This window comes from Pantoea sp. SGAir0184 (genome assembly GCF_043544755.1).
This window is the reverse complement of sequence record NZ_CP028050.1, coordinates 1,857,110-1,878,479: the sequence shown is the minus strand read 5'-3', so window position 1 is coordinate 1,878,479 and position 21,370 is coordinate 1,857,110. Positions and strand designations below refer to the sequence as shown.

The following is a 21,370-nucleotide window of genomic DNA, read 5'->3' as shown; positions in this document are numbered from 1 at the left end:
GGTGAGGTAACCATGGCGAGTTACACCGCGCCGGGCTGGTATGGCAAATTACCGGCCACCGGTGATTTTCTGCGCCAGCGGCTCAGTGAAGCCACGGTGACACCGTGGAGCCACTGGTTTCAACAAGGCTTAATCCACTGGCATCAGCAGGAAGAGGCTAGCACGCAACAGTTTTTACGCGCGCCGGTATGGAATTTTGTCCTGCCACTATCGCCGCTGCGCCAGCAGGTGCAGCTGGGCTGTCTGCTGCCCTCGTGCGATCGCGTCGGCCGTGCGTGGCCGCTGCTGGCGCTGCACAGCATTCCGCTCAGCGCGTGGCATGCTTCACAACTGGCGATCTCCGGCGACTGGTATCAGGAACTCGGCGCGCTGCTGTGGCAGGCGGTGCGCGATCGCCACAGCCCGGACGCGCTTGAGACGCAGATTCAGCAGCTGGCTCCGCTGCTGCTGCCGGATAAGCAGCGCAGCGACATCATGGATGTGATTGGTTTTGACGATTTGCCCTGCACCCTGAGCTGGCGTGAAGTGGCCGACCGTTTTGATCCCCAACAGCACATTAGCTACTGGTGGAGTAATCGCAGTGACGGCTTTGCCCACGCCACGCATAAACACAGTGGCCCGCTCACCGCGCAACTTTTTTCGTTATTGTTTAACCCGGCGGCGGGTGCCCAGCCGGGACGTAATGGCCTCTATCCACCGATGTTTGAGTAGGCCAGTGCGCTTGCCTTGTTAACGGGATGACTCATGCAATTTACCATTGTGCAGTGCAATACGGATGTGCCCGCCAAAACCGTCGCGTTTAGCCCGCCCGGCGGGACCATCGGCCGCAGCCAGGATAACGACCTGGTGCTGCCCGATGAATCACGCGCCATCTCGCGCCTGCAGGCGCTGGTGCACCTGTCGCCAGACGGCGAGTGCCGCCTGACCAATCAGGGCAGCGTCACTTCGGTGGTGCTGAACGGCGTGGCGCTGCAGCGCGGCTCGCAGGTGCGGCTGCGCCATGGCGATACGCTGCAGATTGGCGAATATGGCCTGGAAGTGCGCGACCCGGCGTGTCAGAACGCACCGCAGGATGATCCGCTGGCGTTTTTTGCTGACAGCGCCGCCGATCCGCTGGGTATGCAGCAGGACGAAAGCGTGCCGGAACCGGAAGTGCTGTCACAGAGCGACAGTCCGCGTCACGAACGCCGCCCGGACGCGCGCCTGGCGATCGATCCGCAAAGCGATGCGCCCGTGATGCCAGCCGTGCTGGCAGGCGCCGATCAGGACAAACTGATCGCCGCGCTGCTGGAAGGCATGGGCCTGAATAATGGTCACCAGACGCCGATCACCGAAGAGCAGATGCGCGTCACTGGCCGCATGCTCAGCCTGTTTTCGCAGGGTACGGTTGCCCTGCTCTCTTCGCGCTCCATCCTCAAGCGCGGCGTGAAAGCCGACATGACGATGATCCTTAACGAAGCCAATAACCCGTTTAAAATTCTGCCTTCCGGCAAAACCGTGCTGATGCAGATGTACCAGAGCCAGATGCCTGGCTTTATGCCGCCGGAAGCAGCGGTGCGCGATGCGCTGGTGGATTTACAGGCGCATCAGCTGGGAATGATTGCCGGCATTCGCGCCATCATTGCCGCGATGCTGCAGTCGTTTAATCCGCAGCGTCTGGAAGAGGAAGCGCGCAAAGACGGCGTGCTGCCTAAGATGCCGTTCAGCGGCGGACGCAAAGCGGCGCTGTGGGACTATTTTCTCCGTCACTATCAGCGCACCGCGGGCGAGATTGAAGATGACTTCCACACCCTGTTTGGTGAAGCCTTTCTGCATGCCTACGACATGGAAGTGAATCAGTACAAAGATTCCCAGACGCGGACCGAAGACGCATGAAGATGAAGTTTGCCAGCCGCTGCCAGCAGGGTATGCGTGACGAAAACCAGGATCGCACCGGTGCCGAAGTCGATGAACAGAAAGCCTGTTTTCTGGTGTGCGACGGCGTGGCCGGTCTGCCCGGCGGCGATTATGCCGCCCAGCTGGTGCGCGATACCCTGCTGACGCAGCTGCAGCAAGGCGACACGTTCACGCCGGAGAGTACGCGCGCGGCGATTGAGAAGTGTCAGCAAACGCTGGTCAGCGCCCAGGGGAACAATCCGAATTTTTCACGCATGAGCACCACCCTTGCCGCCCTGTTTATTGACCGCACAACGCAGCGCGCATGGTGGGCGCACGCCGGTGATAGCCGGGTTTATCACTTCCGCCACGGGGTGCTGCATCAGGTGACGCGTGACCACAGTCTGGCGCAGCAGCTGCGCGAAGCCGGCTATGAAAATACCGGCATTAACAGTAATTTACTTTATAATGCGCTGGGTATTGAGCCGGCCCGACCGGCCACCTTCAGCGAGGTGATTGAGCTGACCGATGGTGACGCATTTCTGGTCTGTACCGACGGCTTCTGGCTCAACCTCACCACCGACGAAATGGAACAGGCACTGCGCATGGTGAACGCCTGCGAAGAGTGGCTGGCATTGATGGAACAGGCCGTAAACCGCAGTGTTAAAAGCGACAATCTCAGCGCTCTGGCAATCTGGATTGGCGAACCGCAGGACGCGACGCTGCTTTATTCCCAGGCTGATGCGGCACGTTTTCTGCCGTCACGTTATTGATTGCAAGGATCATTATGAAACTGTGGTTGCCGGGCGTTGCCGCCCTGTTACTGGCCCTGAATGCTCAGGCGGAAGATTACCGGGTGGTCTACTCGCCCAGCCTGTCGCTGGAAGTCTATATCGATAACGTTGCCAGTAATGCGCCCGACGACTGGTGTAAAGAGACGCTGCCGCTGCGCATCGTGTCCGGCAAAAGCAGCGACACCAGCATTCTTACCAGCTTCCTGCCGCGCGTCGGTACGCTGCTGGCGAACCAGTGCGGCCTGCTGGATGAGATCCCCTGGCAGATGACCAGCAAAGAGGGCAGCGTGCTGGCTAACGGCAGCGCAGCAAAACTGCAGAACTGGCGGCCGATCATCCTTAACGACGCGACCGCCAGCGCCAGCGCCAATACCGCGGCGCCGCTGGATTTATCGCGTCCGGCCGACAGCACGCCGCTGCAGCACTTCGCCCTGCCCGGCGGCTGCCATTTCCGTACCTGGTGGGATGAAAACGGCGGTTCGCTGTTTATCCCTGAGAACCCGCAGCAGCATTGCTCAACCGAGGGCTGGCTGGAAGGTCCGGCGGCAATGACGCTGCTGAGTGACGGCAAAACGCGCAGCCAGACGGTAACCTTCCTGCAGGGTTATCCCATCGCCGATCTTACGCTGACCCGCACGCCGCTGGAGGTGGTAGCGGTGAACAAACAGCGCATGATTGTCACGCGGCCCGATGCCAGCGATAGCTGGCTGGTGCTGCCGTTTGATGCTCAGCAGCACCTCTGGCGCTTCAGCGGCACGCTGCTGATTAAAATGGATAAAAACACCGGCACGGATAGCGAAGCGGTGAAATCGCGGATTGATAGCTTACGCGGCATCTGGTCGCCGCAGTTTATGCCACAGCAAAAAGTGACTGTGTTACTGATTGACACCCTGCACGCCGATCTGGCCGATCCGGCAATTGGTGCCTGGCGTAACATTAATTAATTAGCGGTTGTTGCCCGCCGTCACCGGCGTGACGGGGCGCTACAGGACGTGTTCAGAGAGCTCACTATGTCGGCAAACGAAAATCATACCCCCAATGCCCTGCCTGCGGGCTACCGGTTTAACGAGTTTGAAATCAAGGAAGTGATCGGCGGCGGCGGCTTTGGCATTGTCTATCGCGCCTGGGATCATCAGCTGGAACGCACCATCGCCATTAAAGAGTACATGCCGGTGTCGCTGGCGGTACGCGGTACGGATCTGGCGCTGGAACTGCGCGGCGAGCGCTTCCAGAAACTGTTTAATGCCGGACGCAACAGCTTTATTCAGGAGGCACGGCTGCTGGCGCGCTTCAATCATCCCGGTCTGCTGCACGTCCTGCGCTTCTGGGAAGAAAACGGCACGGCTTACATGGGCACGCTCTACTACAGCGGCATGACGCTGAAAGAGTGGCAGCTCACCAGCCCGGACAGCATTGACGAAGCGTGGATTCGCCGTCTGTTACCGCCGCTGTTTGGTGCCATCAACACCATTCACACCGCCGGTTACCTGCATCGTGATATTTCGCTCGATAACATTCAGATTCAGGAAAATCAGCTGCCGGTGCTGCTCGACTTTGGCTCGGCGCGCAAAGAGATTGGCAACCTGTCGGATGAAACCGAGATCATGCTCAAGCCGGGCTTCGCGCCGATTGAGCAGTACAGCGAAGAGGGAGAAGTCGAACAGGGACCGTGGACCGATATCTACGCGTTGGGCGCGGTGCTGCATACGCTGATCACCGGCCACGCGCCGCCGGTCAGCGTGGTGCGCTGCATTGAAGATAACTACCAGCCGCTGGTGGAGCGCAAGCCTGAGGGGTATTCGCTGCCGCTGCTGCACGCGATCGACTGCGCGCTGGCGATGAAGCCGGAAGACCGGCCACAGAGTATTGATGCTTTTGCCCGGCTGATCGATCTGCCGGTGAGCGATGTCGAAGCGCTGGTGACGACCTTCCCGGTGACCGCGGAGAGCCAGCCCGTGCCGGAGCCGGTAGCGGCCGTGCCGGAACCGCAGGTAATGGCGGTTAATCATGCCGCCGCCGCGATTGAACCGGTAACGCCGCGCAATGTGCGCCGTTTGTCGCCTGCCCTGCTCGCCGCCGCTGCCGTGGCGTTGCTTGCCGTGGTGGTCGTAGTGTGGAAAGCTAATCGCCCGAGCGACGCACCGCCGGTGGCGGCGAGCAGCGCCCCGGCGGCGACCCCATCAGCGGGCAGCGCGCCCGCCAGCAGCGCACCAACCATGGCGACGGTTTACCTGCAGTTGCAGGCAGGGGAAAATATCGTGCTGAACGGCGAAGCGAAGGATGTGAAACCCGCCAGCAGCGGTTTCGCCTCGCTGAATCTGGCGGCAGGCAGCTATCGTATTGAAGTGCATCACGGCAGCCAGGTGCGCAGCCAGATGCTGACGATTAATCAGCCGGGCACCTGGCTGATTAATCCGGGTAATTGAGGTTAGCCGCGCGCGGCGCTCTGCTGCAGCGCGCGCACTTCGGCCGCAAGGCGCGTTAACGCTTCTTCCTGCATGCCGCGTTTGCCCAGCTCCTGTTCCAGCGAAAACAGATACTGCGCGTTGCTGCCAAGCGGACCGCTGGCCTGAGCGATCAGCGGAGCAATGGTGCTGCGGCAGGAGTCGGCTTCATACAGCGGATGACGCGGATCCATGATAAACACCAGCGCCGTAACCGTGCGGCCATCCTCCAGCGTCAGTTCACACCAGGTGGGCAGATAGCAGCCGGTGATCATTTCCCGTTTCCACAGCAGCTCAAGCTCTTCATGCAGGCGCGCTTCCGGCAGGCGAAACGCCAGACCGCTGGTAGAACCGCCCTCTTTCAGCGCCAGCATCCGTCCCGGTGTGGCAACGGTGCCGCGTCCGGCGGTCAGCCGCAGGCAAAAAGCACGATGCCAGCCCTCAAGCCGTCCGGTCGCCACCTCTTCCGCTTCAAAGACCGGGTTCCACATCAGGGAACCGTAGCCGAAGATCCACACCGGGCTTTGATCGGGACGACAGGCAAGCGTGGCGCAGAGCGACGCGGCGCGCTTCTCACAGCTCCACAGCAGCGCTTCGTCAATATCACCAAATGAAGTTTTGCAATCCGCTTTTAGTAAGAATTCCCGGGTTAACACTGCGATCTCCTCTACTGCGCTGACCTTCCTGTCGTTATAGCTCCCTGAATCTGCGATTTTACAGGCGGCGCCCATGGCGTCGACTTAAGACAAGACAGTAATGCATTTGCCATAAACGTTTCAAGATTGACCCCGATCACAAAGGGGAAATTATCTGTAAATAGCATCGGCTGCCTGGCAGGATTCTTGAACGAAGCGCGGAGAAGTGTGAAGCGGGCCGCAGTGGCCCGCGCGGGAGCTAGTGTTTAGGATGCCACTTGTCGTCCTCGCCTTTGGCGTACTCTTTTTTGACCGCCGCCCAGGCGACTTTGTGTGCCACCTGCTCACGCGATTCATCACCGCGACGATCGTCTTCATCTTTATACTGATCCCAGGCGCTGTTAAACGCCTTTTGGTAGATGGTTTGCGCATGGCCCGGCAGCACGTGGCGCACGCTGTCCGGCAGTTCCCGGTTCGATGAATAAGGCATAGTTCCTCCTGTTTCAGGTTCCCTGTATAAGTCTGGAAGAGAACGGCAAAAACGCAAACCTGCTATTTCATAGTTCTGCCAGCAAAAAAGGCGGTTAGTGGGGATAAGGCCAGATGATTCAGTTCTGTTCTTCCTCCTTTCACGCAGGATAGATGAGAAACACGCACTATTAACCTGCTGATGAAAAGGGTTAATTCGCTGATTAATGCGAATTTTGCTTCATTCAGATAAAAATGACAAAAAGTAAAAACGCGTAAAAAATCTGCGTGAGCAGTGGTGAAAAGTTACACTGCGCTTCGTCAGATGAGTCACTATATTTATCAGGCAGCAATTGCCTGTTTTTGTTCTTTTTGCCGAAGAGGATGGCGCATGGCTGGACATGAGAAGACCCGACACAGCGAGTATTCGCTGATTTTCCCGATTCTGGCGCTGGCGGTGCTGAGCTTTTTTGGCGGCCAGACAGCGCTTCTGCCGGTAATCGGCATCAATCTGCTGGCGCTGGTAGCGATTTTAAGCAGCGCCTTCAGCGTAGTACGTCACGCCGACGTTCTGGCGCACCGGTTAGGTGAACCTTACGGCTCGCTGATCCTCAGCCTGTCAGTGGTAATTCTGGAAGTGAGCCTGATTTCGGCGCTGATGGCGACCGGCGATGCAGCGCCCGCGCTGATGCGCGATACGCTCTACTCCATCATCATGATTGTTACCGCCGGACTGGTGGGCTGTGCCCTGCTACTTGGCGGGCGTAAATTTGCCACCCAGTACGTTAACCTGGCCGGCGTGAAGCAGTACATGATCGCCATTTTCCCGCTGGCGATTCTGGTGCTGGTGTTTCCCAATGCCCTGCCCGGCGGCAATTTCACCACCGCGCAGGCACTGATCATTGCGGCGATCTCTGCGGCGATGTACGGCGTGTTCCTGCTGATTCAGACCAAAACCCACCAGAGCCTGTTTGTTTACGAGCATGAAGACGAGAGCGATGATGGCGACCCGCACCACGGCAAACCTTCCGCGCACAGCTCGCTGTGGCACACCGCGTGGCTGATTGTGCATCTGATTGCGGTGATCAGCGTGACCAAGATGAACGCCAACTCGCTTGAAATGCTGCTGACTGAAATGAACGCGCCGGAGCAGTTTACCGGTTTCCTCGTCGCGCTGCTGATTCTGTCGCCGGAAGGTCTGGGCGCAATCAAGGCGGTGCTGATGAATCAGGTGCAGCGCGCGATGAACCTGTTTTTCGGTTCGGTGCTGGCCACCATTTCATTGACGGTGCCAACGGTGACCATTATCGCCACCCTGACCGGTCAGCAATTGATTTTCGGCCTTGAGCCGCCGCACATGGTGGTGATGAGCGCGGTGCTGATTCTGTGTCACATCTCGTTCTCCACTGGCCGCACCAACGTGCTCAACGGCGCAGCGCATCTGGCCCTGTTTGCCGGCTATCTGCTGACGATTATGCTGTAACGTGAAATGAAGTGGTCGCCATAAATGGCGACCCTACAGCGCAGGGTGCGCATCAGGTGAATCGGTCGCCATGAGCGGCGACCGTACAATGTAGGGTGCGCATTTATGCGCACCTGGATAAAGATATCTTTACGGCTTAATAACAGCCGTTAGCACATCTGGCCCTGCCAGCTATTTGCTAAAAATTAAGCCTTAAATCGAATAGTTTATTGCTAATATTCTGTTTACCCGAAGAAGTTAAAATGTTCACTGCATTTACTCTGGCTGCCAGTCATTGTTTATGATTGCCTGTAAACAATCCATACGTCAATTGACTTACATTATTTTCAGCCCCGACACCGTATCAAAATGCTGCTTGTACATTAAAACCTTACCGCTTAGCGATGGACGCTATCAGCTTTAATGTCAACCATGAGAGAAAAGCAGATAATAAAATAGTTGCGATAATCAACGCATCAATGGTCGATAAAAAAACATGAAAAGGGTTCACTAATTTACCTGACAGCATATACGATGATTCGGAAAGGAACCTGAACATGATCTCAGGAATAACAATTGCGTAGCCTAATGTTAAGACAATTAGTAATAGTATCCGTTTCATTTCCATGCATGCTCCTTGCAACAAGATGTGATGAGTATATAATCGTTTATTAAGGATTTTTACAGTAAGGGATGATTAACCATGTCGTATCTGAAATTGAAGCTTCAGGCTGATCGTACAATTGCACTCAATTTTGAAAAAGCACTGGTGCAACTGCGTGAAGAAACGCGAACCGTCAGTACTACGGTTGCCTCGGGAATTGAAAGAGCTAGCTGGTATAGTTCCTGCGTTTTTGATGATTACAAAGATGTATGTAAACGACTGAGAAGTGAAGATGTTCGTATGTTTTCAGCTCTGCCACAGGTTTTTTCACGACATGATGTCATCCTTGATATGGTTGAAATCTACTTTAGAAAAAACTTGCGCGTCTCAGTGAACATAATGTTCAAAATCTGGTGCGCCAACTTGCTGAAAAGGCGGCTAATTATACAAGCGGTAAAGCTTCAAAACTCACCATTTCATTTCTTATCGCGCGCATAGTTACCGAATCTAAAGTTTTTAAGAGCTCGCTGGTTGATGTGATTGACCGGACATCGCTTTATAGTGTCACAGTTTTAAAATTTTATGGGAAAATACAAATCGCTGCAACAGCAGCTCAGCATTTGAAATTTGCGGATCCGGAGTATTATTTCGATCTGTATCAACAGAAATTAGAAATGCTTTATTATCTCATAGAACCTGAAATGTCTAAAATTATTTACTTAAACAAATCCGGCTCAACAAATGATGAGCAAATATTGGCATTAGTAGAACGGTTACTGACAAAATGAAACGAATCTTTTCTTGGTTCTATGCATGGTTAAGTCAGTCTTTTTTTTCACTAATACCGGTGATTGCGGCAGTAGCAGGTGGAATACTTTTGACAGCGCTTTTCCCTCATTATGGGCTGTTATTGACTCTACTCTGGGTCATTGCCATGGGTGCTATCTACGTGAAATATTTTAGATGGTTTTGACGGTCAATTTCAGTTGATACTTTATGTAATCCCTTCGTTGTTAAGCGCCTGCGACAGAATTTACCATTCTATTACAAAGGCACCCGCGGGTGCCTTTGCTGTTGCTATGACAAATCAGTTACTGGTATCCAGCTCCGGGAAGCTTTTGACCAGATCGTCAATCGCTTTCATCTGCGCCAGGAACGGTTCCAGCTTATCGAGCGGCAGCGCGGACGGGCCGTCGCATTTGGCGCTGTTCGGTTCCGGGTGCGCTTCGATGAACAGACCGGCGATGCCTACCGCCATGCCCGCACGCGCCAGTTCGGCAACCTGCGCACGACGACCGCCAGAGGCCGCGCCAAACGGATCGCGCGTCTGCAGCGCATGGGTAACGTCAAAAATCACCGGGCTGTTGTTAGTGACTTTCTTCATCACGTTGAAACCGAGCATATCAACCACCAGGTTGTCATACCCGAAGTTACTGCCGCGGTCGCACAGAATCACCTTGTCGTTGCCGCCTTCGGCAAACTTATCGACGATATTGCCCATCTGGCCCGGGCTGACGAACTGTGGCTTCTTCACGTTGATCACGGCACCGGTTTTCGCCATCGCTTCCACCAGATCGGTCTGACGCGCCAGGAAGGCTGGCAACTGAATCACATCCACCACGTCGGCAACCGGCTGCGCCTGCCAGCTTTCGTGCACGTCAGTGATAATTTTCACGCCGAACGCCTGCTTCAGCGCCTGGAAAATTTTCATGCCTTCGTCGAGGCCAGGACCACGGTAAGACTTGATGGAAGAGCGGTTGGCTTTGTCAAAAGAGGCTTTGAACACATACGGAATACCGAGCTTGTCGGTTACCTTCACGTAATGTTCGCAGATGCGCATGGCGAGATCCTGGGATTCCAGCACGTTCATGCCGCCGAAGAGAACAAATGGCAGATCGTTTGCGACCTTGATATCGCCAATACTCACTACTTTCTGTGTCATGCCCTTTCCTTAAATGTCGGGGGACGCTTAGTGCAGCGTCACCTGTTTCTGTTCAATTGCGTGGATCTGCACTTTAATCATCTCGCTGACCGGGTCTTCAGGACACTGTTCAACGAAATAGGTCAAATCGGTCAGTGCGATATGCTCGCACTCCAGCTGGGCGTAAATCAAACCGCGGTCGCGAATCTCATAGGGATCGTCCGGGTCGATTTGCAGCAGCACCTGGCTGACATTGAGCGCCAGCTCCATCTGCTTCTCATCCATCAGCGCCGCTTTCAGCGTGTCGAGCATTTTGCGCATCACGCTGACGGTTTTCGCTTCGTCGAGGTCGTCAGAGTAGAGCTTTGCCGTCGGGCTGATGTTGCCCTTCAGCCACACTTCCAGCGTATGGGTGTCGAGCGTCTCACCGTTAAACGGATTGATCAGCCACATTTCACCGTCGAGCCAGTCGGCACGCAGGATCAGCTGCGTCGGGAAAATCACCGGCATCAGCGGCAGCTCTAGCTCATCCGCAATGTGCAGCAGAATCACGCCGAGTGATACCGCCGTCCCCTGCCGGCTCTTCAGCACTTTATCGATCCACAGCGCGTCTGACAGATTGTAGACGCCACTGGCACCGCCAAAGCCCCACTGCTGGTAAAACAGATCGAGCAGCTTCTCCAGCTGCAGATCCGCATCCTGTTCGCTACTGACATAGCGCCGCGCCTCTTCAACCAGGTCAGCCAGCTGCTGCTGGACGGAAGGCGCGGAAAAATCATTGCGTATGGCGCAGGTCGCGCCGATCACCGCTTCACTTAACGGTGTTTCACTGTAATCAAGTTGCACTGGCGAGGTCATACTATCCCCAATAACGGCATTTTGGTCATCGCCAGTTTAATCACCAGCAACAATGCGACCACGGCGACTAAACAGGCGACCCAGCGGGTCGCCATGCTGCGCGGGCGACGACTCAATGCCACGGAACCTAAGGCGATGTAGATGATAACCGCTAACAGCTTCTCCGTCAGCCAGCTTCCTTGTGGGGTAAACGGATAAAAGTGGGTAATCAGCACCAGCAGTGCACCGCTGAGCAGCAGGAATGTATCGTTGATGTGCGGCGCAATGCGCACCCAGCGGCGCTGCAGCAGGGCAGATCCGGTGGTCAGCCAGTAAAAACGCAGCAGAAACAGCGTGATGGTGATCGCGACTGTCAGCAGATGGAAATTTTTAATCAGCGGATACCAGCTGGCCATAGTGCTTCCTTAAGTAAGTTGTCCAAGCGTGACGCGCGGATTGCCGCCGTAATCCTCAACGGTGGTGACCGCCAGGAAACCGTGATGGGTCAGCAGCGCGCGTACAGCCTCGCCCTGCTGCCAGCCGTGTTCCAGCAGCAGCCAACCCTGCGGCTGCAACCAGTGCGGCGCGCGTTCAATGATTAATCGTAAATCGGCCAGCCCGGCCTCCTCCGCCACCAGCGCGCTGAGCGGCTCAAAACGCACGTCGCCCTGCTGCAGATGTTCATCGGCGGCATCAATGTAAGGCGGATTGCTGACAATCAGATCGAAACGTTGGGCGGGCAAATCGTCGAACCAGTGGCTGAGCACAAATCCGGCGTTGGTGAGGTGCAGTCGCTGGGCGTTGTCCTGCGCCAGCGCAACCGCGGCGGCGATGCGGTCGCAGCCGGTAATCTGACAATCGGACCGCTCGCTGGCCAGCGCCAGCGCAATGGCGCCGGTGCCGGTACCGAGATCGAGCACCGCGGAGGGCGTCGCGGGCAGCCGCAGCAGCGCCTGCTCCACCAGCACTTCGGTATCCGGACGCGGAATCAGCGTGGCATCACTGACGCGCAGCGGCAGCGACCAGAACTCGCGTTCGCCCACCAGATGCGCAATCGGCTCACCGCGCACGCGGCGTGCCAGTAACGTCTCCAGCTGTGCCAGTTGCGCATCATCGAGCGGGCTGTCATCAAACGCTATCAACCAACTGCGCGACTTGCCGGTGACAAAACCCAGCAGAATCTCCGCATCGCGCTTCGGGCTATCGCCTCCGCACAACGCAGCCTGCGCCTGCTGCAGCCAGCGCCGGACGTTCATCACTCCTGCCCGGCCAGTGCGGCCAGCTGGTCAGCCTGATACTCCTGCACAATCGGCTCGATCAGCGTATCCAGCTTGCCTTCCATGGTTTCGTCGAGGCGGTAGAGCGTCAGGTTGATGCGGTGATCGGTGACGCGCCCCTGCGGAAAGTTATAGGTACGAATACGGTCGGAACGGTCGCCGCTGCCTAGCAGGTTACGCCGCGTCGAGGCTTCCGCCGCCTGGCGCTTTGCCATTTCCGCCGCATGAATACGTGCGCCCAGCACCGCCAGCGCTTTGGCTTTGTTTTTGTGCTGCGAACGCTCATCCTGGCACTCCACCACGATGCCGGTTGGCAGGTGGGTGATACGGATCGCCGAATCGGTGGTGTTAACGTGCTGACCGCCCGCGCCGGAAGAGCGGAAGGTATCAATTTTCAGATCGCCCGGATTGATGTCCGGCAGTTCGGCTTCCGGCAGCTCCGGCATCACCGCCACGGTACAGGCGGAGGTGTGAATGCGCCCCTGCGATTCGGTTTCCGGCACGCGCTGCACGCGATGGCCGCCGGATTCAAACTTCATGCGGCCATAGGCGCCATCACCGGTGATACGCGCAATGACTTCTTTGTAGCCGCCATGCTCGCCATCGTTGGCGCTCATGATCTCCACCTGCCAGCGACGCGCTTCGGCATAGCGACTGTACATGCGGAACAGATCGCCGGCGAAAATCGCCGCTTCGTCGCCACCGGTACCGGCACGCACTTCGATAAAACACGGACGTTCATCGTCGGGATCTTTCGGCAGCAGCAGCACCTGAAGCTGCTGTTCCAGCACCTCGCGCTTTTCGCGCGATAGTTTCAACTCTTCCTGCGCCATGTCGCGCATTTCCGCATCGTCGAGCAGCATTTCAGCCGTTTCGACATCTTCCTGCACCTGCTGCCATTCGCGGAAACAACGGGTGACGTCGCTCAGCTGGGCATATTCACGTGATAACGCGCGGAAACGGTCCTGATCGCCAATCACGCCGGCATCGCCCAGTAACGCTTCAACTTCTTCATGGCGTTCCTGCAGCGCTTCCAGCTTGGCAACAATCGAGCTCTTCATCTAATAGAGGGTATCCCAGTGATAGGTCGTGACAGACCAGATTACTCTAAACCGAGGCTGTCACGTAAGATCTGCAGGCGTTCGCTGTCGCCGTCGCGCGCGGCCTGCTGCAGTGATTTGGTTGGTGCATGAATTAAACGGTTGGTGAGCTTGTGTGCCAGCTCCTGCAAGACTTTTTCGGCATCAGCACCCTGACGCAACGCCGCCAGCGCGCGATCCTGCAGCTCGGCGCGCACGTCGTCGGCCTGCGCGCGGTATTCGCGGATGGTCTCACCGGCGCTTTGCGCGCGCAGCCAGGCCATGAATTCACCGCTCTCCTGCACCACAATGCTTTCCGCCTGCACCGCCGCCGCTTTGCGCTGCGCCATGTTCTGCTCGATGATCGCCTGCAGATCATCCACGCTGTACAGGTAGGCGTTAGCCAGCTTGCCCACTTCCGGCTCAACATCGCGCGGCACGGCGATATCGACCAGCAGCATAGGCTGATTGCGGCGCGCCTTCAGCGCCCGTTCCACCATGCCTTTGCCGATAATCGGCAGCGGACTGGCGGTGGAGGAGATAATGATATCGGCATCGGCCAGGCGGGTTTCGATATCGGCAAGGCCAATCACTTCGGCGCCGACTTCGTCCGCCAGCAGCTGTGCGCGTTCGCGCGTGCGGTTGGCGATCATCAGTTTGCGCACGCTGTGTTCGCGCAGGTGACGCGCCACCAGTTCGATGGTTTCACCGGCACCGACCAGCAGCACGTTAACGCTGCTGAGTGATTCGAAAATCTGACGGGCTAAGGAGCAGGCAGCAAAGGCGACCGACACCGCGCTGGCGCCGATTTCGGTTTCGGTGCGCACGCGCTTGGCCACCGAGAAGGTTTTCTGGAACATGCGTTCCAGCTCGCTGCTCAGCGCATGGTCGCGCGAGGAGTCAGCATGGGCTTTTTTGACCTGACCGAGAATCTGTGGCTCGCCCAGCACCAGCGAGTCGAGCCCGCTGGCCACGCGCATCAGGTGGCTGACCGCCGCGTTGTCCTGATGCCAGTACAGGCTGTTGCGCACGTCCTCTTCACGTAAATCGTGATACTCGCACAACCAGCGCACCAGTTGCTCCTGCAGATCGGTCTGCTGCTCTACGCTGAGGTAGAGTTCCGTCCGGTTACAGGTAGAAAGCACCACCCCGCTCTGCACCATCGGCTGAGACAGCAAGCTGTTCAGCGCCTGGTCCAGCGTGTCTGGCGTGAACGAAACACGTTCGCGCAGCGCAACAGGTGCGGTTTTGTGGTTGATTCCGAGAGCAAGCAGCGTCATGGTGATTCGGGTTGGGAAGTCCCAATAATTGTCAGGTTTTGTGCTGCGCATTCTACAAGATGCAACAGATCAAGAAAAGCCATACAAAGCCTATGACTGTAATAAGATTAAACTGATCGTGCGCAATTATCCTGACATCGCCATTGACGGCACAGAGACGGATGGTTAGCGTTACCGGTTACGACGTAAAAACGTGTCTGAGGAGACGACCACGTGATGCATTTGCCCCCGCGCCAGCTGTTGCGCCTTTTGCCCCTTGCCAGCGTGTTGCTGGCTGCCTGTAGCATCAACAACCCCCAGCAAGGTCCCGGTCCCAGCACGACATCGCCGCAGTGGCAGCAACATCAGCAGGCGGTAGCGAAAATTACCCAGTACCAGACGCGCGGCGCTTTTGCCTATCTGTCGGATAAGCAGAAGGTTTATGCCCGTTTTAACTGGCAGCAAACTGCCGCAGACCGTTACCGTCTGCTGCTGACTAACCCGCTCGGCAGCACGGAACTGCAGCTCGACGCGCAGGGTTCGGTGGTGCAGATTGTCGATAACAAAGGCAAACGCTACGTCAGCAACGACGCGGAGAAGATGATTTCCCAGCTCACCGGCATGGATATTCCGCTGGCGAACCTGCGTCAGTGGATGATGGGGCTGCCAGGCGACGCCAGCGACTATCAGCTGAACAATAATTATCAACTGCAAAGCCTGACCTACAGCCGCAACGGCCAGCAGTGGAAGGTGACTATCAGCGATTACGACAGCAAGGTGAACCCGCCGCTGCCGGCCAACCTCGAACTGACCGAAGGCGGTCAGCGCATCAAACTGCGCATGGATAGCTGGACCACACAATGATCACCACCTGGCCCGCGCCGGCAAAGCTCAACCTGTTTCTCTACATTACCGGCCGTCGTGCAGACGGCTACCACAATTTGCAGACGCTGTTTCAGTTTCTCGATGTTGGCGACACCCTGGAGATTACCCCGGATAACAGCGGCAGTATCACCCTGCTGACGCCGCTCGACGGCGTGGCCGATGAAGACAACCTGATCGTGCGGGCGGCGCTGGTGCTGCGTGCCGCAGCGGCGGACAAAGGCACCCTGCCGCCGCAGGCCGGAGCCCGGATCGCGCTGCAGAAGCGCCTGCCGATGGGCGGTGGTCTGGGCGGTGGTTCGTCTGATGCGGCGACGGTGCTGGTGGCGCTGAACCATCTGTGGCGCACCCAGCTCAGCGTGGATGAGCTGGCTACGCTTGGCGTGCGTCTCGGTGCTGATGTGCCGGTATTCGTGCGCGGCCACGCGGCGTTTGCCGAAGGGGTCGGCGAGCAATTGCAGCCCGCGTTTCCGGCGGAAAAATGGTATCTGGTGGCCCATCCTGGCGTCAGCATCGCCACCCCGGATCTGTTTCGCGATCCTGAACTGACGCGCGATTCACCAATACGCACATTAGATGAACTGTTGCAGCGTCCTTTTCACAATGATTGTGAAGCGGTAGCAAGAAAACGTTTTCGTGAGGTTGATGCGCTGCTTTCCTGGCTGCTAGAATACGCGCCGTCGCGCCTGACAGGGACCGGCGCTTGCGTGTTTGCTGAATTTGACACCGAGTCCGCTGCTCGTCAGGTGCTGGAGCTTGCCCCGAAATGGATGTGCGGATTTGTGGCGCGTGGGCTTAATCTCTCGCCGTTACAGCGCACCCTTTCCGGGCTCTAAGCGTAAACGTGACAGTGTCACCCTGTTCCAGACACTGCACGTGACGCATTAACACACCCGTATGAACAGGCTCAAATGTATTCGCCGGTTATTTTTGAGCGGTTCATTCTCTGGACGCCAAGCCTGAGGTTCTTCTCGTGCCTGATATGAAGCTATTTGCTGGTAACGCCACCCCGGAACTAGCACAACGTATTGCCAACCGCCTTTACACCAGCCTCGGAGACGCCGCTGTCGGCCGTTTCAGCGATGGCGAAGTAAGTGTACAGATTAATGAAAATGTACGCGGTGGTGATATTTTCATCATCCAGTCCACCTGTGCCCCCACCAATGATAACTTGATGGAGCTGGTTGTGATGGTCGACGCACTGCGTCGGGCTTCTGCTGGTCGTATTACTGCTGTAATCCCTTACTTTGGCTATGCCCGTCAGGACCGCCGCGTGCGTTCTGCCCGCGTGCCAATTACCGCCAAAGTTGTGGCTGATTTCCTCTCCAGCGTCGGCGTGGACCGTGTACTGACGGTTGACCTGCACGCTGAACAGATCCAGGGCTTCTTTGATGTCCCGGTGGATAACGTGTTCGGTAGCCCGATTCTGCTGGAAGATATGCTGCAGATTGGTCTGGAAAACCCGATTGTGGTTTCGCCGGACATCGGTGGCGTAGTGCGCGCTCGCGCTATCGCCAAACTGCTCAACGACACCGACATGGCCATCATCGACAAACGTCGCCCGCGTGCGAACGTGTCGCAGGTGATGCACATCATCGGTGACGTTGCCGGTCGTGACTGCGTACTGGTCGACGATATGATCGACACCGGCGGTACGCTGTGCAAAGCGGCTGAAGCACTGAAAGAGCGCGGCGCGAAACGCGTGTTCGCTTACGCCACCCACCCAATCTTCTCTGGCAACGCGGTGGAAAATCTGCGCAAATCAGTGATTGATCAGGTGATTGTTTGCGACACTATTCCGCTGTCGGAAGAGATGAAGTCGCTGCCAAATGTGCGTACACTGACGCTGTCTGGCATGCTGGCCGAAGCCATTCGTCGTATCAGCAACGAAGAATCGATTTCGGCGATGTTCGAACATTAATTGTTCGCGAAAAACCGGGCGCCCTGCCCGGTTTTTTATTGCCTGAGCGCGGAGTAATATCCCGATAAAGCCGCTTCCGCTGCCACTATTTGCGCGATAAATGGCCTCAAAATCCGCCAATCTCCCCGCCTTCCACTCTTTTTATCAGACAAGCGCATCCGGGCTTTAGCGGTCCAGTGATTAGTGATATTTTTCACCACACTTTTGCTGAGAACTCCGACCACCATGCCACTCGACATTTATACGTTGTTTATTTGCGAGCTCTACGTGCTGGGGTTTCTGAGCATTATTTTGATTTTTGCCTGGGTCGGGGCGCAGTACGACCGGGTGCTGGGTTTTACCACGCTGACGCTAATACTGACGCTTGCCGCCGTGCTGCTCAGCAGCCTGCGCAGCGCCGGTTTGCACTTTTTGCCGGTGGCGGTCGGGAATGTCATCATGCTGCTGGCTTACGGCACCCTGCTCAACGCCTTTCGTACTTTTTGCCGCCTTCCGCTTGGTTTTTGCTGGATCACTGGTGCGCTACTGTGGGCCCTGCTTTGTGCCTTTCCGCAGTTCTATCACGGCCAGCCGAAACGCGTGCTGGTCATGTGCCTGCTGTGCATCATCTTTACCGCCGCGCTGATTCGTCTGCTGTGGCAGGCGCGCGCCACGCTGACCGTCACTTTCTGGCCCGCGCAGATACTGCTGTGGATCCACTTACTGTTCCATATGGCGCGCATTTTCCTTGACGATGCGGTAGCCACCCCCGTACCGGGTGCCATTGGCGGTTCCGGCTTTTCGGTTTATGTGATCCTGGAGTCGATCCTCTTCGTCATCGGCCTGACCTTCACCATTCTGGCGATGGTCAATGAGCGCACGCAGATTGCCCATAAGCTGGCGTCGCTACACGATCCGCTTACCGGCGTCTGGAACCGGCGCGCGCTATTTGAAGCCGCAGAAAAACTGCTGCTGCGCCACGCACGTTTGCCGCAGCCTTATATTTACAGTGCTGTGCTATTCGACCTCGATCATTTCAAAAGCATCAACGATCGCTATGGCCATCAGCAGGGGGATCGGGTGCTGGTGGATTTTTGTCAGGTGGTAAAAGCGTTAATGCCGGTTGAAGGTCAGTTTGCCCGGCTGGGCGGTGAGGAGTTTGCCGCGTTGCTTCCTGGCGACAGTGAGCAGGCGCAGCGCATATGTGAGCGTATCCGGCTGGCGACACAGCTGTCGCTACCCAACGACATCGGCTATACGGTGAGCATTGGCTTTGCCACTGCCAGCCAGCGGCATCAGGCGTTTCCCGCCCTGCTGGCGCTGGCTGATGAAGCCTTGTATCGCGCTAAAGCCGCCGGACGTAACCGCGTCGAAGGTTATCAGACGCCGCAGGCGGCAATGGCGGAAGCCGGTTAGTGCGTTGAGTGGTGATCGCGACGGCAGCGTTTGTCACCGTAGTGACGCAGCCAGTAATAGCGGTCTTCCACCCTCTCCCGTCCGCTGACGCGTGCGCCGACCAGCCACAGTAGCGCACCCACAAAAATACTGAACATCGCTCCATGCGCGAGGAACTGCGGCAGGTTGACCGACGGTAGCTGGTTAATGATGGAATAACCCACCCCGAGCACCATGGTTAACAAGCCGAGACACATCAAACCATTACCGACGGTGCGGCAGTGTTGACGTTTCATGATTCACCTCCATCCTTTTCAGCAACGCAGAAAACAGCACGTTTGGTTAACTGGCCATAAGTTTAGGCAATGGCTGGCGGTTAAGATGCGTACAGGATCACACATCCTTCACAATGTCTGACAAAACTTTACCGCCAGCACCTTGATTTCGATAGAAATTGATTAGTCACCTTTGGTCATTAATCTGTCATTACGCCCTTTGTCATCCCAGCCGGCAGGCAGTAAACTATCGCCCTTTCGCAGCGAGACAGGATAAACATCGTGAGCAGCATTAAACTGATTGTGGGGCTGGCCAATCCCGGCGCTGAATACGCGGCAACGCGCCATAACGCTGGCGCCTGGTATGTGGATTTACTTTGCTCGCGCCATAATCAGTCCCTCAAAGAGGAGCCGAAATTTTTCGGCTACACCGCGCGCCTGTCGCCGGCCGGCGAGGATGTGCGCCTGCTGGTGCCCACCACCTTTATGAACCTGAGCGGCAAAGCGGTGGCGGCGATGGCAACGTTCTATCGCATTACGCCGGAAGAGATTCTGGTGGCACACGATGAAATGGACCTGCCGCCAGGCGTGGCGAAATTCAAACAGGGCGGCGGCCATGGCGGTCATAACGGCCTGAAAGACATCATCAGCAAGCTCGGTAATAACAACAATTTTCATCGCCTGCGCGTCGGTATCGGCCATCCGGGCGATCGTAACAAGGTCACCGGATTTGTGCTCGGCAAGGCACCGGCCAGCGAGCAGAAGCTGATTGACGAGGCGGTCGATGAAGCGGTGCGCTGCACCGAACTGTGGCTAAAAGAAGATAAGATTAAGGCGATGAACCGCCTGCACGCCTTCAAAGCCAGCTAAGCCAATTCCCGCGCCGCCGCAGGGAATTCTGTGTATAATGCGCGAAAATTTTTGAATCAGTCGGCGCTGTCTGCCAGCGCTGCACACTCAGTGAGAAAGGTAAGATCATGGGATTTAAATGCGGTATTGTGGGCCTGCCGAACGTCGGTAAATCCACCCTGTTCAACGCGCTGACCAAAGCGGGTATCGAAGCAGCCAACTTTCCGTTCTGCACCATCGAACCCAACACCGGCGTGGTGCCGATGCCTGACCTGCGCCTCGATCAGCTGAGCGAAATTGTTAAGCCACAGCGCGTGGTGCCAACCACCATGGAGTTCGTGGACATCGCCGGTCTGGTAAAAGGCGCGTCCAAAGGTGAAGGCCTGGGCAACCAGTTCCTGACCAACATCCGCGAAACTGAAGCCATCGGCCACGTAGTGCGCTGCTTTGAAAACGACAACATCATTCACGTCTCCGGTAAAGTAAACCCGGCGGAAGATATTGATGTCATCAACACCGAGCTGGCGCTGTCGGATCTCGACACCTGCGAACGTGCCATTCAGCGCTGCCAGAAGAAAGCCAAAGGCGGCGACAAAGATGCTAAGGCGGAACTGGCCGCGCTGGAGAAGTGCCTGCCGCATCTGGAAAACGCCGGTATGCTGCGCTCGCTGGCGCTGGACGCCGATGAGAAAGCGGCGATCCGCTATCTCAGCTTCCTGACGCTGAAGCCGACCATGTACATCGCCAACGTCAATGAAGACGGTTTCGAGAACAACCCGTATCTCGACCAGGTGCGCGCGATTGCTGAAGCCGAAGGCTCAGTGGTGGTGCCGGTCTGTGCGGCCGTGGAATCGGACATCGCCGAGCTGGAAGATGAAGAGCGCGACGAATTCATGGCCGAGCTGGGCCTGGAAGAGCCGGGCCTCAACCGCGTGATCCGCGCTGGTTACGCCCTGCTCAACCTGCAGACTTACTTCACCGCAGGCGTGAAAGAAGTGCGTGCCTGGACCATCCCGGTTGGCGCGACCGCACCGCAGGCAGCCGGTAAAATCCACACCGACTTCGAAAAAGGCTTTATCCGCGCTCAGACCATCGCCTTCGAAGATTTCATCACATACAAAGGTGAACAGGGCGCGAAAGAAGCCGGCAAAATGCGTTCAGAAGGTAAAGAGTACATCGTGAAAGATGGCGATGTGATGAACTTCCTGTTTAACGTTTAAATAAAATGTGCCGTCTCATGAGGTTTCACCGAGCCTCATAGAGAGCGCAATAACTATAAAATCCACGCAATTGCGTGGATTTTTTATTACATGCTTTTTACGGGCGGGGATAAATTGCCAGCGCCAGTCACATCGCACTCTTTACGGCGGCTGGTCAAAATCTCGGCTGCAGCGCTACTTATAGCTCCCCTTAC

The 21,370-nt window shown here is 56.7% G+C and carries 22 protein-coding genes; 13 read left to right on the top strand and 9 right to left on the bottom strand.

The genetic code is table 11. From position 1 onward, the window contains the following. Positions 1–12 precede the first annotated feature (12 nt). The 5 genes from tagF (at position 13) to C1N60_RS08660 (ending at position 5,095) form a co-directional block, all read left to right on the top strand. Positions 13–711, top strand: a complete 699-nt coding sequence (gene tagF, locus C1N60_RS08680; protein WP_058771215.1) for a type VI secretion system-associated protein TagF — start codon at positions 13–15, stop codon at positions 709–711. Positions 712–744: 33 nt separating this feature from the next. After that, entirely contained in the window at positions 745–1,875 is a 1,131-nt protein-coding gene (tagH, locus tag C1N60_RS08675; protein WP_260640167.1) for a type VI secretion system-associated FHA domain protein TagH, read from the top strand. Then, complete coding sequence (locus C1N60_RS08670) at positions 1,872–2,648, top strand: PP2C family protein-serine/threonine phosphatase (protein ID WP_394521659.1); 777 nt, start codon at positions 1,872–1,874, stop codon at positions 2,646–2,648. The genes tagH and C1N60_RS08670 overlap by 4 nt, the downstream gene beginning before the upstream one ends. Before the next feature lie 14 nt (positions 2,649–2,662). Next, on the top strand, positions 2,663–3,613 hold the full coding sequence (locus C1N60_RS08665; RefSeq protein WP_394521658.1) for a hypothetical protein: 951 nt from the start codon (positions 2,663–2,665) through the stop codon (positions 3,611–3,613). Between the two features lie 66 nt (positions 3,614–3,679). Continuing rightward, a complete protein-coding gene (locus C1N60_RS08660) occupies positions 3,680–5,095 on the top strand; it encodes a serine/threonine protein kinase (protein ID WP_394521657.1) in 1,416 nt (471 codons plus the stop codon). Between the two features lie 2 nt (positions 5,096–5,097). Here the strand turns inward: C1N60_RS08660 and C1N60_RS08655 are convergent, their stop codons facing one another. Together C1N60_RS08655 and chaB are read right to left on the bottom strand one after the other, a co-directional pair. Next, positions 5,098–5,769 carry a gamma-glutamylcyclotransferase gene (locus tag C1N60_RS08655; protein WP_215800911.1) on the bottom strand — a complete coding sequence of 224 codons (672 nt, stop codon included), beginning with the start codon at positions 5,767–5,769 and terminating at the stop codon, positions 5,098–5,100. Between the two features lie 238 nt (positions 5,770–6,007). Continuing rightward, the gene (gene chaB, locus C1N60_RS08650) at positions 6,008–6,238 is read right to left on the bottom strand and encodes a putative cation transport regulator ChaB (RefSeq protein ID WP_021313035.1); all 231 of its coding nucleotides are present in this window, start codon (positions 6,236–6,238) and stop codon (positions 6,008–6,010) included. A 369-nt stretch (positions 6,239–6,607) separates the two neighbouring features. Between chaB and chaA the strand changes: the two genes are divergently transcribed. Both chaA and C1N60_RS08640 read left to right on the top strand, forming a co-directional pair. Further along, positions 6,608–7,699: a sodium-potassium/proton antiporter ChaA gene (chaA, locus tag C1N60_RS08645; RefSeq protein ID WP_021508693.1), complete on the top strand. Its 1,092-nt coding sequence runs from the start codon at positions 6,608–6,610 to the stop codon at positions 7,697–7,699. A gap of 996 nt (positions 7,700–8,695) precedes the next feature. Further along, entirely contained in the window at positions 8,696–9,070 is a 375-nt protein-coding gene (locus C1N60_RS08640) for a hypothetical protein (protein WP_233209847.1), read from the top strand. A 299-nt stretch (positions 9,071–9,369) separates the two neighbouring features. Here the strand turns inward: C1N60_RS08640 and kdsA are convergent, their stop codons facing one another. Genes kdsA through hemA form a run of 6 tightly spaced genes read right to left on the bottom strand, consistent with a single transcriptional unit; the run spans position 9,370 to position 14,676 of the window. Further along, entirely contained in the window at positions 9,370–10,224 is an 855-nt protein-coding gene (gene kdsA, locus C1N60_RS08635) for a 3-deoxy-8-phosphooctulonate synthase (protein ID WP_021509944.1), read from the bottom strand. Positions 10,225–10,251: 27 nt separating this feature from the next. Then, complete coding sequence (sirB1, locus tag C1N60_RS08630) at positions 10,252–11,061, bottom strand: invasion regulator SirB1 (protein ID WP_021509943.1); 810 nt, start codon at positions 11,059–11,061, stop codon at positions 10,252–10,254. Further along, entirely contained in the window at positions 11,058–11,456 is a 399-nt protein-coding gene (locus C1N60_RS08625; protein ID WP_058757490.1) for a SirB2 family protein, read from the bottom strand. Before C1N60_RS08625 ends, sirB1 begins: the two co-directional genes overlap by 4 nt. 9 nt (positions 11,457–11,465) lie before the next feature. Continuing rightward, positions 11,466–12,296, bottom strand: coding sequence for a peptide chain release factor N(5)-glutamine methyltransferase (prmC, locus tag C1N60_RS08620; protein ID WP_394521656.1), 831 nt, complete (start codon positions 12,294–12,296; stop codon positions 11,466–11,468). Beyond that, entirely contained in the window at positions 12,296–13,378 is a 1,083-nt protein-coding gene (prfA, locus tag C1N60_RS08615) for a peptide chain release factor 1 (protein ID WP_021509940.1), read from the bottom strand. The genes prmC and prfA overlap by 1 nt, the downstream gene beginning before the upstream one ends. A gap of 41 nt (positions 13,379–13,419) precedes the next feature. Then, on the bottom strand, positions 13,420–14,676 hold the full coding sequence (hemA, locus tag C1N60_RS08610) for a glutamyl-tRNA reductase (protein WP_021509939.1): 1,257 nt from the start codon (positions 14,674–14,676) through the stop codon (positions 13,420–13,422). 216 nt (positions 14,677–14,892) lie between these two features. Here hemA and lolB point away from each other — a divergent pair, with 216 nt between their 5' ends. The 4 genes from lolB (at position 14,893) to C1N60_RS08590 (ending at position 18,853) form a co-directional block, all read left to right on the top strand. After that, positions 14,893–15,519, top strand: a complete 627-nt coding sequence (lolB, locus tag C1N60_RS08605; RefSeq protein WP_394521745.1) for a lipoprotein insertase outer membrane protein LolB — start codon at positions 14,893–14,895, stop codon at positions 15,517–15,519. Beyond that, the gene (gene ispE / locus C1N60_RS08600) at positions 15,516–16,373 is read left to right on the top strand and encodes a 4-(cytidine 5'-diphospho)-2-C-methyl-D-erythritol kinase (RefSeq protein WP_394521655.1); all 858 of its coding nucleotides are present in this window, start codon (positions 15,516–15,518) and stop codon (positions 16,371–16,373) included. Before lolB ends, ispE begins: the two co-directional genes overlap by 4 nt. Before the next feature lie 137 nt (positions 16,374–16,510). Beyond that, the gene (prs, locus tag C1N60_RS08595) at positions 16,511–17,458 is read left to right on the top strand and encodes a ribose-phosphate diphosphokinase (RefSeq protein ID WP_006118899.1); all 948 of its coding nucleotides are present in this window, start codon (positions 16,511–16,513) and stop codon (positions 17,456–17,458) included. A 225-nt stretch (positions 17,459–17,683) separates the two neighbouring features. Beyond that, the gene (locus C1N60_RS08590) at positions 17,684–18,853 is read left to right on the top strand and encodes a GGDEF domain-containing protein (RefSeq protein WP_058771205.1); all 1,170 of its coding nucleotides are present in this window, start codon (positions 17,684–17,686) and stop codon (positions 18,851–18,853) included. On the opposite strand, the gene ychH is transcribed toward C1N60_RS08590, so the two are convergent. Further along, the gene (ychH, locus tag C1N60_RS08585) at positions 18,850–19,128 is read right to left on the bottom strand and encodes a stress-induced protein YchH (protein WP_021509933.1); all 279 of its coding nucleotides are present in this window, start codon (positions 19,126–19,128) and stop codon (positions 18,850–18,852) included. The two genes, C1N60_RS08590 and ychH, sit on opposite strands and share 4 nt — an antisense overlap. A 261-nt stretch (positions 19,129–19,389) precedes the next feature. On the opposite strand from ychH, the gene pth reads away from it, so the two are divergent. Beyond that, positions 19,390–19,977 (top strand): aminoacyl-tRNA hydrolase, encoded by a 588-nt coding sequence (gene pth, locus C1N60_RS08580; protein WP_394521654.1) that lies wholly within the window; start codon positions 19,390–19,392, stop codon positions 19,975–19,977. A 107-nt stretch (positions 19,978–20,084) separates the two neighbouring features. Beyond that, positions 20,085–21,176, top strand: a complete 1,092-nt coding sequence (ychF, locus tag C1N60_RS08575) for a redox-regulated ATPase YchF (RefSeq protein WP_021509931.1) — start codon at positions 20,085–20,087, stop codon at positions 21,174–21,176. The last annotated feature ends 194 nt before the right edge of the window (positions 21,177–21,370 follow it).